The following is a 12,520-nucleotide window of genomic DNA, read 5'->3' on the forward strand; positions in this document are numbered from 1 at the left end:
TTTACCAAAGTCCGCAAAGCTTTATTCTTCAGAGCTTTCAACTTCCTCAGAATCGGCATCCTCATCGATAGACACCTTGGTAAAACCAACAACTTTTTCACCCTTCGCCATTCTTAAAACAATCACACCTTGCGTTCTACGACCCACAATGCGAATTTCATCGATGGATGTGCGAATCAAACGCCCCGTGTCTGTAATAAGAATAATTTCTTCATGCAGCTTTACGCTCGCAGCGCCTACAAGTTCTCCATTTTTTGCGCTGAGCAAAATAGCTTTTGAACCAACGCCACCTCTGTGTGTTGTGCGATATTCAAACGAAGAGGATCTCTTTCCATAACCATTACTTGTAATCGTTAGGATCATTTGCTCTTTTTCTTCCAGCTCTTTAAACCTTAAGGGCTCTAAATGTCTGTCCGCAAACAATCCGCCTTCATCTTCTTGTCCACGAGCTTGCTTGAAATATGCCGCACGCTCATCCACGTCCAGATTAAAACTATCAAGAATTTCTACAGATACTACCTCGTCATCCGCTCCTACCTTAATGCCTCGCACACCCGTAGAAGAACGACTTTGGAATATACGCACTTTCGTTGCATTAAATCTCACATACATACCTTTGCGTGTCACTAAGAAAATATCTTGCTCATCACGACATTCTTTAACAGAAACAAGTTTTTCTCCGTCCTCTAAAAGGATTGCTCTTTTTCCAGAGGATGGAATGTATTCAAATGCCTGGATACTATTTCTACGCACCGAACCTTTTGAAGTTACAAATGCAAGAGACATATCTTTATTTTCTTCGCTTAACTCCAAGATTGCGGAAATCTTTTCTGTTGATTGTAATGGCAACAGATTCACCAAAGCGCGACCTTTAGATTGTGGATTGCCTTGAGGTAATTGATAAACCGGCAAACGATATACTTTTCCAAATGAACTGAAGAACAATAATTGCGAATGCGTATTCGCAATGAAGATATCACTAATGATATCATCTTCCTTCATGCTCATGCCCTTTTTGCCTTTTCCGCCTCTTGCTTGCGCACGATAGGTTGAAGTTGGAACGCGCTTAACATAACCACTCAAACTCACAGTTACAACCATATCCTCTTTTGGAATCAAGTCTATAACGTTGAACTCTGCTTCATCTTGCTCAATAAGCGTTTTTCTTGGTGAAGGGTATGTATCTTTAATATACTTCCATTCATCGATCATTATATTATCAACGCGTTGTTTTGAGGAAAGAATATCAATATAATCACGGATATCTTCTGTCACTTGCATCAACTCATCTTTAATGTCTTTTTGCTCCATCGCAGTCAATCTGTGAAGTCTTAACTCCAAAATTGCAACCGCTTGACGCTCTGTTAGATGATGTGCATTTTCCATAGGTTCGTGTAAAACCTCCAAATAAGGTGTGATTTGATCCACATCAAATTTATGGCTCATTAATTCAACCAAAGCCTCTTTCTTATCTTTTGCCCTCTTGATCATTTCGATAACTTTATCAAGATTCGTTAACGCCATTACGAAACCAATTAACAAATGTGCACGAGCGCGAGCTTTCTCTAAGAAAAATCTTGTTCTTCTAACAATCACATCTCTTCTAAAATCAATAAAATGCACCAAACAATCTTTCAAAGAAAGCGCTTGCGGCTTGCCTTTTACAAGAGCCAATACGTTGGAACTAAAGTTCACTTGCATCTGTGTAAACTTATAGAGGTGATTCAGAAGAATTTGCGCATTTGCATCCCTCTTTACCTCTATAACAACTCGCATACCATGTCTATCTGATTCGTCTCTGATCTCGCTAATGCCTTCAATCTCTTTATCACGCACCATTTCAGCAATACGCTCAACCAAACGCGCTTTGTTAATTTGATAGGGAATTTCCGTAATGATAATACTCTCTTTATCACCTTTGCCTGTTTCAATTTCTGTTTTTGCCCGCAACGTAATGCTGCCTTTACCTGTACTGAATGCATCATAAATACCACGCGTGCCAATAATCGTACCACCTGTTGGAAAGTCTGGCCCTTTTACAATTTGCATCAAATCGCGAATTGTTAGCTCTGGATTGCCAAGCAAAGCCTCGCAAGCATCTAGCAACTCTCCCAGGTTGTGTGGAGGAATGTTTGTGGCCATACCAACAGCAATACCACCCGCACCATTTGCCAAAATATTCGGAAAACGCGCCGGCAAAACCGTCGGCTCCATCAGAGAGTTATCGTAGTTTTCCGTAAAAGCAACTGTATTTTTGTCGATATCCAGTAACAATTCTTGCGTAACTTTTTCAAGTCTTGCTTCTGTATAACGCTCTGCCGCAGGAGGATCTCCGTCTACCGAACCAAAGTTACCTTGACCGTCAATCAGCGTTGTTCGCAAACTGAAATCTTGAGCCATACGCGCCATTGCATCATAAATTGCTGCGTTTCCGTGAGGGTGATATTTTGCCATCACTTCACCCGTAATACGCGCTGATTTTCTGTGTGGCTTTGTATGATCCCAGCCATTATCCTTCATCGCAAACAGGATGCGCCTGTGAACTGGTTTTAAACCATCTCGCACATCTGGCAATGCACGCGCTACAATCACACTCATCGCATAATCCAAATACGACCGCTGCATCTCCTCTTCTAAGGGGATTTTTTTGATTTCTTCGTTTGACATTATATTTTAAATTTAGATATTAAGGCGTTATTTCGCATTGTAGCACAAATTTTCAAGAGGTTGAATTATTTGACAAATTCACTTTAAAGTATTAGCCTCAATCATAGAGTTTAATTGTTAATAAGACATGTTTTTTACAATTTTTTCTTCCACAGTAGAAGTTCCTATCTGGGATACAACGTTCAACAAGTCATTCCCAGTTCATATGAGCCCCTTATCTTCAAAGGCTTTGCACCTTCCTCAATCTCAAAGATCGGCATTTATCCAACTCACATATGATATTGACCTATCTGAATCTATTGTGTCATTTTTACAAAAGCGCGAATGTGCATTAGATTATATTGGGAGCGCTGAAATTAAGCTTAGATTTTCAGGAGACAAAGTCGAGCCTACTGCTCAAGTAAACCATAATGAGCTTCAAAAATTATTAAAAAAATTTCAAGAAAGATACCCCGTCTAAAGGACTGGCTTCTCTTGCAAAGCATATAAAAATCATGCACTCTAACTTCATAAATGATAGAAGATCACAGTTATGATTAAAGTATCAATTATTGGGGCAAACCCACTTGGCACAACGTTAGCGTTTTGCTTAGCCCAAAAAACAATTTATGATTTGTGCCTTGTTGATACAAAATCTTATCAAGATGCAGAAAAAAAAGCTCTTGATATTATGCAAAGCCTTGCTATCAAAAACCAACCTATTACCTGCCCTGTTAAAGGTGCTTTACACATGGAAGAAATCAAGCACTCTGATGTTGTGATTATAACTGAAGGCGCAAACTATGCAGGTAAAAAACATTCCGATCTTTTATTCCAAAATAGCGGGGTGATTGAAGAAATTGCAAAAGATGTAAAAAAATACGCTCCTGACGCATTTGTTATTATTGCAACCAACCCTGTCGATACGATGGTGTGGCATTTCCAAAAAAGCGCTTCGCTACCTGAGCATCGCGTTGTCGGAATGTCTGGCGTATTAAATACTAATCGCTTTAGATACGCTCTATCCAAAGCATTAAATGTAAATATTAATGATATTCAAACTCTAGTTATTGGATCACATAACCATGATATGATCCCTCTTATTGAGCATACATTTATTCAGGGCATTTCATTTGTGGAGTATGCGCAAAGAAACGATATCGCAATTGAAGATATAGAAGTGATGATACAGGGTGTAAAAAATGCCCATCAAACTATGATTTATGAAGATCAGGATTTACCCGCTTATTTTGGCGCGACAGAAAGTGTGATTAAAATTTTAGAAAGTTATATCTTTAATCAAAAACAAGTCCTATCCTGCTGCGTGAATCTTAATATGGCAGAACCTGAGAATGATATCTGCATCAACCTCCCTTCTATCATTGGAGAAAATGGCGTAGAAGAAATATTAATGCCCGAACTATCTGAAGAAGATGAAGAAAAGTTTCGTGAAACCATCAAAATACTTCTTAAACAAAATGTCACAATCTCATTTTCAAAAGCACCGTCTCGCGTTGCATAGCAGATGAAATCTTTTTATGGGCGCAGGAAAGGCCACTCTCTAAGCAGCTTTCAGGAGAAGCTTTTGAAAGAACGACTCCCCAAAATGGAAATTGGCGCTTTTGATACAGCTAAAGTTTATCATCTTGAGATTGGATTTGGTGCGGGTGAGTTTTTAAATCACATATCTGTAGAACATCCCGATATTCAATTTATTGGATGTGAGCCATTTATCAATGGCGTTGTATCTTTTTTGCAAAAAAATGTGTCGACTAATGTCTGGCTCACAACAGAAAGTATCCATGATGTTATTGGGAATATTCCAGACAAAGCTCTTGATATTGCTTACATCTTATTTCCAGACCCTTGGCCTAAGGCGCGTCATCATAAACGCCGCCTCATTCAAAAACCGTTTTTAGATAAACTTATTAAAAAAACTAAAAAATATATTTATGCCGCCACAGATCATCCGGAATATGCAGAAACTATTTCTGAATTAGGGTTTGTGCAAATTGATAAACCGGATTTTTTGGTCACTACAAAATATATGGCAAAAGAAAAGGCTGGGAAACCTCAATATTTTGTTTTAAAACTCTGACGCAGGCATATGCATCATAGCGAGTCCGTCGAAGACGGGCGTGGCTATCTCCATAATACCTAATGTGGATCACCACGGCGCTTCGCACCTCGTGATGACGCTCTACAATACTTTCAATGCGACTGTAAACCCATCCTCATAAGGCAGCATTACACTTTCAAACGGTGGTTTTTTAATCCTTTCATTAAAAGCTTTCATGTGCTCAACTGTTCCCACCCTTACTTTTTGATCGCATGCTTTACCTTCAACTGCGCCAAACAACAAGGTATCGTCCGCTACCAATAAACCACCTTTTCTCAAATGCCGAATGCTCCACTCTAAATATGTCAGGTAATTATTTTTATCCGCATCAATAAACACCATATCGACTATTTCATGAAATTCTTCTAAAACTTCCGATGCGGCGCCAAAATGCATTTTGATATTATCAAATTTACCTAGATATCCTGATGCTTTTTGAAAACGCTTTGCGTCTTTTTCAATGGTGTGAATCTTCCCTCCTTCGCTTAACCCTTGCTGCAGCCATAACGTTGAATACCCGTACAACGTGCCGATTTCCAAAACGATCTTAGCATTTATTGTTTTCGCAAGAAGTTTAAGGAGTTGCCCTTTAGATGCTTCGATATAAATCTTATGATCCGTGTGTTCTATATCTTCTCTTACAGCTTTCATCAAAGATGTTTCAGACAAATTTTTTGATATGATGATTTTTAAAGAAATGATAAAGCATTTAGAAATGAAAGGAAACTCCATCATCCTGATCGAACGAAGTGAGGGAAGGATTTTCTTAAGTTTGTCGCAGGCAGATCTCCTTCGCCTACGACTCAGGATGACGTTGTTAATTAATACTGATGATGATGCTTTTCTTCTACAAGACCGATGCACATTTTTTCAATCTTATGTGGTTTAGGTTGCGTTAATGCATCACCTACAAACACGTTATTAATGCCATGCAATTTCTTACAACTGGAATCAATCACCAAACCGTGAACTTTTTGTGGTTGATTTGGCATTGCGTGCGTTGCATGCTCTAAACGACGCCCGGCATGCAATCCATCAATTATAATATCCCTGATATACATGCCCGTGCATTTGTTCTGGAACATAATACCATAAACACTCCCGTAATCTGAACGCGCACCTTTGACAGTTACCTTATTAAGCGTCACATTATCTACAGCGGAAAAGTGAATAGCACGAATTTGCCCATTAAAACTTCCGACCATAGCAGATTGTCCATCATGTCCACCATCTTTTGGACCACTATATGGCATATTAGGACAACTTAACTCCGCTTTGTTTTCAATGCAAATAACGCTTATATCTTCTAACAACACATTCTCAACACCTTCAACGCGAATCGCTAGGAAGCCTTTGATTACATGATGCATCCCATCGCCTTGATAACGCACTAAGAACTCTTTCTTCGTTTTCATAAGAACCGCTTTGTTTTCACATGGCATAAGAACAAGCTTATCATCACCTTGCAATGCCCAATTAACCAAATCTTCATCGATATTCAGTGAACCAAAATATTTGTGATATTCTTCGCCCAAGCTATTTTTAAGCGCTTGCAATCTAAATTGCACTTCAGAAACAACAGTTCCTTGATAAGTGCCATCTGAATTTCTAATACCAAATCCACAATCAAATGTATTGAAAAATTGGATTACTTCATTTGATGCACCCACTTGATTACCCTCACCATTTGCGTTTGCAAGAGAAGGAACTTCTATAGGATTGTTTGTTATGTTTTCAACACAACAGTGCAGCATTTCGAAATCACCCGCTTCTTTAGGCGCATCTTTGTATTCAAAAAATGGACCAACAGCCGCACCTGGAGCTGTGAATAGAACACCATAGCTAGGACCATCAATAACACCTTCTTTGTTATGAAAAATCACTAATGAAGGGTCGCCAATTTGTCCAACTAGGTTATAATGCCTTGGATTTAAGTTGATATGACCTTTTATCACTCTTCTGCCAACGCGAATACCAAAAATTATATCGTTGAAAATTTTATCTACCGTATATTTAAGATTTAAGTATGCAACCTCAACCTCTTCTGTTAACAAATTTAAGTGTTGCAATGCGCTTGCAAAACGCACATTGAAAACTGCCGCCGAATATAATGCCAAAACAGGGGCGTCTTTACGATTTCCTTTGATATGAGATCTTACAAGGGCGACGCGTCTTGAACCATTCAAACTCAAGGCTGCAACTTCAAAGTTCTCAAAATTTACATGTGTGATTAAAATATCTTCTGCGCCATTTCCATGAATGCAGTGGTGTGAGTTGAAACCAAGCGTTCCGTTTTTAATCCATACTTTCTTCGCAGATTTTAGCTCATGCCCAAAATCTGTAGGACCTTCGTTCATAATAAATGGTTGATCAGCAAGCTCAACTAACGCGAAAAAACGTTGGAAAAGCGCATGTTCTTTACTTTGAGCTAGTGTGCAACCATTAAGATCTAAAATTACACCTTCAGCTTCAATCGTAATTGCAGCAAAGAATCCGAGTCTGTAAGCATTTGCAGCATCGCCTGTAAAATATTGCGCTATATTAGAAGGCACGCTATGTGAAGGAAACCAATCAAGCTCACGATTTGGATCAAGCGCCACAGCCTCTGAAAAATTGCTTGTTACTTGACGATCTTTATTTAACCATGTTTTCGCACGGTTTGGGTTAAATTGAATATCTTCTTTTAAACGAAGAATACACGGATGTGTTACACGCAAAGTTCCTTCATCAAGATCTTCTTGGCGTATCTCGATAACTTTCTTTTGATGCGCTTCTTTATTAGACAAGAATGTTGCCCAATCAACTGTTCCATTTGCTTCATACTGTTTTTCTAGTTCTGTTAAGTCTTGTTTTAAGGATCTGAAAATTTTAGACATATTCGGCTATTATTATTCTTTTGCTTTAATTATATCATAAAATTAAATGAATTTATATATTTTTATGAAAGCTCCTAACAATCACTAATTGGAAGTTTACCGCCCCCGGAATCATTTGCAGCATATCTAGCCATCAAAACACCAAAACCACTCTCTATGAGCCTTCTCTATAAAGAATAAATAGATTCTAACCATTCGCGTTTTTCAGCATAAGTTTTTTCTTCCATTTCCTCAAATGTATTCAGCCTATGATCCATATCACAATATTCTAAATGCAAATACCTGTCACGACCATTTTTAAAAAAAGATCAAAAACCTTTTCTGGCCAGTCTTTAACTTGATTTTTTTGATTGTAAAAATACCATTATCCACCGTAAAAAACCTTAAGCCACATTATAAAAAATTCCTTTTATTTAAGAGCGTGCTTTTTTTAATGCTTGAACCTTTACTTATTTCGAAAAATTCTTATCGCATACACCTTCTCCCACTCATCCAAATAAAACTTTCCACCTCGCAAATTATCCGTATAGTAAGTATTACTATTCACCTTCCATGCGCGAACCATACCATCTGGGCTAATTAACACATTAGGCGCTGTTACAGGTTTATAAAACAAAGGGGATAACAAAATGAGTCCAATTCCCCAAAATCGCCATTTGTTCTGAATTAAACACACCCAAAGCCCTCCAATCACAAAAAGCAACAAAAAATAAGGCGTGGAAGTTGCTGGCACAGGAATGTATGACCATTGCAAAAAACTTACATAATTTGCGATCCATACAAGCCAATTTAAAGTCACTTCTAAAAAATAATATCCAATCCCTAAAAACGATAACATCGTTAGAGGCATGATGATGTAAGAAAATAAAGGTAATGCCAGAATATTCCCTGTCATCGCTTGTAGCGTTATATATTTAAAAACTGTAATGCTAAATGGCAGCGTTCCGATACTTGCAACAATTGTAGACACTAGCGGCTTCACCAATGCGGGTAAGGTATTTTTTTCATAAAATGCGATGATAGGTAAAACAGCCCCAAAAGATAACTGAAAACTCACACTCATAACACTTTCAGGACATACCAACATAATACAAAATGCCGCCAAGCACACTGAATATAAAGACACTGTCCGTCTATCTGTAATTACACCCAAAATAAACAAAGACATCATAATGAATGCCCTTTGCACGGGAAATCCTGCACCTGAGATAAAGTTGTATGGTAATAAAAATGCCCAAGCCAGAATGGGTGTCACTTTATACATAGGATATCGTTCATGCAAAATGAGAAATAAGCTAAATACCAGACGAAAAAAGAACATTAAGAAAAACGCAATTAAACTTAAATGAAGTCCAGAAATAGATAAAATATGCGAAAGCCCGGATTTACTGAATGCTTCTCTTGTTTTTTGGGGAATTCCGCTTTTATCCCCAATAGTCAAAGCCACAGCTAAATTCTTAACAGGTCCATTCATATTCTTTAAAATGCGATCTTTAATGCCCTGTCGCACTCGCTGCAGCCATTTCTTTTGTGGATCGCTTTTGTGAATAACTTTTAAAATACGGCCAGATGCATTAATACCTTGATAAAACGCCGCTTGTTTAAAATCAAAACTATAAGGAGTCAATTTTTCTGAAAATGGAAATAAATGCGCACGAAATACAATAGTTTGCCCGGGTATCAAATCTTCACTTTTCCACACACGCAACCTCACTTTCTTCAAAGTGTCGTGATCTTCAATATCAATAACCACACGCTGACCCCTAGAAGACAATTCTATATTTTCCACAATACCTTTGAGTTTAATATTTTCGACAGGTTGAGTAATGAACTGCGTATCAACGATATAATTCGCACGAATATGCATCCACCCATATCCTGCAAAAAGCAGTGTAAGAAAAAGAAAATAGCGAAAATAGTAAGTTAAAAAACCAAATAAGCAAATAAAAAAAGCTATTAAAAGAAATGGAAAGCTTTCATAAGAAAAGTAACTGACAACCCCTGCCCCAAAAAAAACAGGGATAAAGTAAGCTTCTTCAAGTTTTAGTCGGTTGTGAAACATCGTGAGCGTGCATCTCGTTAATGTAGAAGTGAATATTATTATCTCTTAAAATCTTCCAAAGCATCACATACAACTCGGTTTTTGTTTTTCCAATCTGCCCAAATGCCTCTAAATCTTTTATCGGAACACGCACGGTAAACTCAAAGCAGTTTTGGACTTTGCTAATTGCCATAAAAATTTCTTCTTCAGGATTATAATTTGAAATTTTTGCAAATCCTTTTTTGACTAAAGCTTCAACTTTTTTAGGATCATCCAATAAGCTCATTTCAAAGACAATTTCAACCTTCGTTTTTCCGCCCATTTGAGATAAATTCACGATAGATTTTTCAACCAACGATGAATTTGGAACATAATATTTCTGGTTTTTACTATCCACCAACCTAACAAAACGCCAGCTCATTTGATCTACCTTTAACGTCTTGTCATCTATAATAATTAAATCACCTTCTTGAAAAGATGGACTTAGACTTAATGCAAGCGCAGCAAAGATATGTGCGATAATTTCCTTCGCAGCATAACCAAATAACAATGCAGAGGCGCCAGTAAATACAACTAAAGAACTTTCATCTTTTACGAAAATAAAATGTATCACCATAGCAATCGCTAAAAGATATACCATAACAGTTACAACGCTTTTAATAAAAGTTGGAACTCTAGTTTTGCTCCTTCTTAATCTGGCCCATAAATCTCTATCAATAAATTCATTCACAAAGAATGCGCCACTAAAAATAGTAGCTGTGTTCACAACTTTAAAAAAGAATGTATGCGCAAATACAACAGCCTCATGAATAATAAACGACGCCGCCCAAAACAAAAGACTTTGCACGCCAAATACAAAAAACAAAAATTTTGACAATCTGTAGAGATCCTCAGCTTTTGTCACATAAACACGAATAACAAACAAACTAAGTAATAAAACAAAAATCAACACCGCTAAAACACCGATTCCCGGGGTTGAAAGCATTGATATAAACGAGCCGTCCACAGAAACTACCCTTCCTATTCTTCCATTAATATGGTTGCTTACCATAAGTTAACAAATCGTTCATGCACAAAACAGTTGTTTTCTGAATAAAAAAACCTTAGAATATATATAGAGCGGAGGCGTAGCTCAGTTGGTTAGAGCGCTGGCCTGTCACGCCAGAGGTCGCGGGTTCGAGTCCCGTCGCTTCCGCCACTCTATTTATCTAAGAAAATATACCCCTTAACACGCAAATCAATCACGCGATGGTCTTTGTTTTTCATTTTTTGGAATATATTCAGAGCCTCTTTCACATTATGCTGAGGCAACATAATCTTACGTCCATCTGTCATAATTAGATCCCATCTACGATCTCGAACCAATTGATAAACTTGAACCTTAGATTTAATATCAGGATACATCGCCATCGTTTTAAAAAGCGGCGGAAACATTTTTGAAATATCATTGCTGCCAGATACTACAGGAAGTGTTTTATGAGGCTCTTCGCTGTATTCGTAAAACACCCCCTCCTCATCCACAAGCGCATATTGGCTTTGATATTTATACTGAGCAATGGGCTGTCTTTGCTGAATATATATATCAATACCGTGAGGGTATTTTTTATGAACACTGACATGCTTCACAAACGGCAATTGCTCAATATCTTGCCGCATAATATTGGTATTATAAATAAAAAGTGGTGAGTTTCTCTTATAACTTATACGCCTCAAAACTTCTTGCTGCTTATCTTGAGAGCAATTATAAATATGAATATCTTTCAATCTCATATCTATTAACATAGAAGTATCAATAAATTGATTATAAATCCGATTCATAACACGATAATGATAACTGTTATAAAAAAAGAAAATTCCAAACCCGGTGCTAAAAGCTAACACGATCGGCATCAAAATACGCCTAACAAATCTTTTAATTCTTCGTTTTTGAAAACTACTTCTTGCCATAAATTTATCACTTTTGCATTTCCACTTTCATAATAGACAAAAGCTGTGTATTCTGGCAAAAAAAGTGTTTATTTTTTTGCCTCATATTACTGTTCCTAAATATTTCATAGGTCGCCTAGATCGATTTCTAAGAGAGCAGTTTAAAAATTTACCACAATCTTTGCTTGAAAAATCGATTCGTAAAAAACTCATTTTGGTCAATCAGAAAAAAGAAAAAAGTAATCATCAGGTATCTGATGGAAATGTTATTACCTACCCACCTAGCTTTGAGGCTTTTAAAGCTGTGAGTGAAAAATCCAAAGATCTGCATTTATATCAAAAATTTTTAAAACTTGTTGTGTATGAAAATGAAGAGTTTTGTGTGATCAACAAGCCTTATAATATCGCAACCCAAGGCGGAATTAATGTGAAATATAGCATTAATGATATGGCTAATGCATCTGATAAAACTTACTTTTTGGTCCATAGATTAGATAAAAAAACAACAGGACTGCTCATTCTCGCTAAAAATAAACTAGCCGCTAACACCCTGATGCATCAGTTCAAAAACAAAGAAATTCAAAAGTATTATGTTGCGCTTACAGACAAAAAACCCCACCCTGCCTCTGGTGTTACTGATCTACCTTTACATGATGTTCCAGCAAAAACACGCTACAGATATATTGGAAAAACTGAAAATTATCACGCAATCTTGCTTAAACCTTATACCGGACGCAAACATCAAATCCGCCTTCACTTAGCTGCAATAAAAATACCTATTGTTGGAGATGATATATACCACGGAGCGCATGCAGATCGTATGTATTTGCATGCTTATAAGCTTAAAATTCCTTATAACAATAAAAGCCTGACTATAAAATATAACCCACAATTTTAAATTGAATTCATTTT

Annotated in this window: 10 protein-coding genes and 1 tRNA gene; 5 read left to right on the top strand and 6 right to left on the bottom strand. The window is 37.2% G+C overall.

Annotated features, from left to right (window positions below; all coding sequences use genetic code 11):
* Positions 1–21 precede the first annotated feature (21 nt).
* On the bottom strand, positions 22–2,667 hold the full coding sequence (gyrA, locus tag H6850_00235) for a DNA gyrase subunit A (protein USO02417.1): 2,646 nt from the start codon (positions 2,665–2,667) through the stop codon (positions 22–24).
* A gap of 127 nt (positions 2,668–2,794) precedes the next feature.
* Here gyrA and H6850_00240 point away from each other — a divergent pair, with 127 nt between their 5' ends.
* The 3 genes from H6850_00240 (at position 2,795) to H6850_00250 (ending at position 4,744) form a co-directional block, all read left to right on the top strand.
* On the top strand, positions 2,795–3,127 hold the full coding sequence (locus H6850_00240; GenBank protein ID USO02418.1) for a hypothetical protein: 333 nt from the start codon (positions 2,795–2,797) through the stop codon (positions 3,125–3,127).
* Between the two features lie 72 nt (positions 3,128–3,199).
* Complete coding sequence (locus H6850_00245; GenBank protein USO02419.1) at positions 3,200–4,168, top strand: hypothetical protein; 969 nt, start codon at positions 3,200–3,202, stop codon at positions 4,166–4,168.
* A 3-nt stretch (positions 4,169–4,171) separates the two neighbouring features.
* A complete protein-coding gene (locus tag H6850_00250; GenBank protein USO02420.1) occupies positions 4,172–4,744 on the top strand; it encodes a hypothetical protein in 573 nt (190 codons plus the stop codon).
* A gap of 102 nt (positions 4,745–4,846) precedes the next feature.
* On the opposite strand, the gene H6850_00255 is transcribed toward H6850_00250, so the two are convergent.
* From H6850_00255 to H6850_00270, 4 genes are all read right to left on the bottom strand, one after another.
* Positions 4,847–5,434 carry an O-methyltransferase gene (locus H6850_00255; GenBank protein ID USO02421.1) on the bottom strand — a complete coding sequence of 196 codons (588 nt, stop codon included), beginning with the start codon at positions 5,432–5,434 and terminating at the stop codon, positions 4,847–4,849.
* Positions 5,435–5,586: 152 nt separating this feature from the next.
* A complete protein-coding gene (locus H6850_00260) occupies positions 5,587–7,641 on the bottom strand; it encodes a hypothetical protein (protein USO02422.1) in 2,055 nt (684 codons plus the stop codon).
* A gap of 445 nt (positions 7,642–8,086) precedes the next feature.
* The gene (locus H6850_00265; GenBank protein USO02423.1) at positions 8,087–9,703 is read right to left on the bottom strand and encodes a ComEC/Rec2 family competence protein; all 1,617 of its coding nucleotides are present in this window, start codon (positions 9,701–9,703) and stop codon (positions 8,087–8,089) included.
* Entirely contained in the window at positions 9,678–10,667 is a 990-nt protein-coding gene (locus H6850_00270) for a mechanosensitive ion channel (protein ID USO02424.1), read from the bottom strand. The genes H6850_00265 and H6850_00270 overlap by 26 nt, the downstream gene beginning before the upstream one ends.
* A 136-nt stretch (positions 10,668–10,803) precedes the next feature.
* On the opposite strand from H6850_00270, the gene H6850_00275 reads away from it, so the two are divergent.
* A tRNA-Asp gene (locus H6850_00275) sits at positions 10,804–10,880 on the top strand.
* 2 nt (positions 10,881–10,882) lie between these two features.
* Here the strand turns inward: H6850_00275 and H6850_00280 are convergent.
* Positions 10,883–11,629 (bottom strand): FtsQ-type POTRA domain-containing protein, encoded by a 747-nt coding sequence (locus tag H6850_00280; protein ID USO02425.1) that lies wholly within the window; start codon positions 11,627–11,629, stop codon positions 10,883–10,885.
* Positions 11,630–11,693: 64 nt separating this feature from the next.
* On the opposite strand from H6850_00280, the gene H6850_00285 reads away from it, so the two are divergent.
* A complete protein-coding gene (locus H6850_00285; GenBank protein ID USO02426.1) occupies positions 11,694–12,506 on the top strand; it encodes an RluA family pseudouridine synthase in 813 nt (270 codons plus the stop codon).
* Positions 12,507–12,520: the final 14 nt, after the last annotated feature.

Source organism: Alphaproteobacteria bacterium (assembly GCA_023898745.1).
In the GTDB taxonomy this organism is placed as follows: domain Bacteria; phylum Pseudomonadota; class Alphaproteobacteria.